The sequence below is a fragment of the Arthrobacter sp. JCM 19049 genome (assembly GCF_001310435.1).
The window spans coordinates 1-1116 of sequence record NZ_BAXF01000620.1; the positions used below are offsets into that span (position 1 = coordinate 1).

The 1116-nt window shown below is 66.3% G+C and carries 2 protein-coding genes; both read right to left on the bottom strand.

Features of this window, described 5'->3' with window-relative positions; genetic code table 11:
• Positions 1 to 42 precede the first annotated feature (42 nt).
• Positions 43 to 204 carry a hypothetical protein gene (locus tag JCM19049_RS21260; RefSeq protein WP_279403328.1) on the bottom strand — a complete coding sequence of 54 codons (162 nt, stop codon included), beginning with the start codon at positions 202 to 204 and terminating at the stop codon, positions 43 to 45.
• Positions 165 to 1031, bottom strand: a complete 867-nt coding sequence (locus tag JCM19049_RS15010) for an AI-2E family transporter (RefSeq protein ID WP_279403329.1) — start codon at positions 1029 to 1031, stop codon at positions 165 to 167. Before JCM19049_RS15010 ends, JCM19049_RS21260 begins: the two co-directional genes overlap by 40 nt.
• Positions 1032 to 1116: the final 85 nt, after the last annotated feature.

The window sequence follows — 1116 nt, forward strand, 5'->3', positions numbered from 1 at the left end:
CGGCCGGCCTGGGATTGTGGCTGGGCCTGGCCCTCTAGGCTTCTAGAGCCGGTCCTGGCGCGCGATGAACACCTCGCGCAGCAAGATCATGGCCGCCGCGGCGGTGGGAATGGCCATCAGCGCGCCGGTGATCCCGGCCAGGGAGCCGCCGGCGATCACCGAGATCACCGCCACCGCGCCGGGCACCGCCACCGCCTTGTGCATGATGCGCGGGGAGACGATGTACGCTCGATCTGCAGGTAGCCGAAGTAGCAGATGCCGTAGATCAGCGCGCTCTGCCAGCCCAGGGTGAGGGTCAGCGTGGTGACCAGCACCCCGGCGATGACCGCCCCGACCAGCGGGATGAACGCCAGCATCGCGACCATCAGGGTCAGCAGTGCGGCGAAGGGCACGCCCAGGATGGTCATCAGGGTCAGCGCCACCAGCGAGTTCAGGATCGCCACCGAGGCCTGGCCGATGACGTAGTTGCCGACACTGCGGGTGATCCGGTTCATCAATTCGCCCACCCGTTCCCTCTTGGAGCGCGGGGCCAGACGCAGGGAGAAGGCCATGATCCCGGGCATGGAGGCCAGGAAGTAGACGGCCAGCACCAGCACGATCAGGATCCCGAACATGGACTGGGCCACGGTCTGCGAGACGCCCAGCACCCCGCCGAAGACGTTGGCCACCGCCCCGGAGTCCCCGAAGAACTTGTCCACCTCATCGTTGATCCGCTCGGTGACCTGGTACTGCCGGTCCAGCTGGGAGACCAGCTCACTGTTCAGGAAGTCATCGATCATCTGCGGGGCGCTTTCGATGAACTGGGTGATCTGGGTGACCAGGGTCGGGATGATCAGCGCCATGAACCCGCCAAAGATCGCGAAGAGTCCCACCATGGTGGTCAGCACCGCCAGCGGGCGGGTGAAGCCGTGGCGGACCAGGAAGCGAACGATCGGGTCCAGCCCCAGGGCGATGAACATGGCGATCACGATCCAGGTGATCAGCGAGCCCACGTTGGTCAGCAGGTAGTAGCCCAGCAGCGCCAGCCCCACGCCCAGGTGGCCAAAAACCCCAGGGCCACCGGGTGAATCAGCTCCAGCGGCTCGGCCTGCGCCTCTCCGTCCACGTTCGGTTCCT

Coding starts and splice junctions, on each gene's coding strand:
- JCM19049_RS21260 (WP_279403328.1), bottom strand. CDS start 204: ATGCACAAGGCGGTGGCGGTGCCCGGCGCGGTGGCGGTGATCTCGGTG.